Origin of the sequence: Streptococcus danieliae (genome assembly GCF_009767945.1) — a bacterium.
GTDB classification, from domain to species: Bacteria; Bacillota; Bacilli; order Lactobacillales; family Streptococcaceae; genus Streptococcus; species Streptococcus danieliae.
The window spans coordinates 1-513 of record NZ_WSRS01000198.1 but is presented as its reverse complement, the minus strand read 5'-3'; the positions used below and the strand labels follow the sequence as shown (position 1 = coordinate 513).

Here is a 513-nt window from a genome sequence, read left to right as displayed (position 1 = left end):
TATGTCTTACCAGAATCCAAGTTAGGCCGTGCTCTCAAATACAGTTTGGATTATCAGTCCACATTCAAAACTGTACTAGAGGATGGACGTCTCGTTCTATCCAATAATTTGGCAGAAAGAGCAATCAAATCCTTAGTAATGGGACGCAAGAATTGGTTGTTCTCCCAGAGTTTAGGGGGAGCAGAGTCTAGTGCGATTATTATGACTCTAATTGAGACAGCCAAACTCCACCAAGTGGACAGTGAAAAATATATAGTTTTCCTACTAGAACATTTACCAAACGAGGAGACTCTCGAAAAAAAGGAGGTTCTAGAGGCTTATTTACCATGGGCAAAACAAATACAAGAGCATTGTCGTTAAAGAAACCTCCAAGATTCAAAGCAAGCTGCTTACAATCTTGGAGGTTTTTTGATGTACCCTGTTATTGGGCGCTTACGTCTATGTGTTATAATTAGGATGAGATTTCTGTACGTATAATGCATATAGAAATTATTAAAAATAGAACTAAAGGAG

General features: G+C 38.2%; 1 protein-coding gene. It reads left to right on the top strand.

Annotation, left to right across the window (positions count from 1 at the left end; genetic code table 11):
- Nucleotides 1–360 (top strand): IS66 family transposase (locus E5983_RS09435; RefSeq protein WP_160333522.1); only part of this gene is annotated, 360 nt, incomplete at its 5' end.
- Between the last annotated feature and the right edge of the window lie 153 nt (nt 361–513).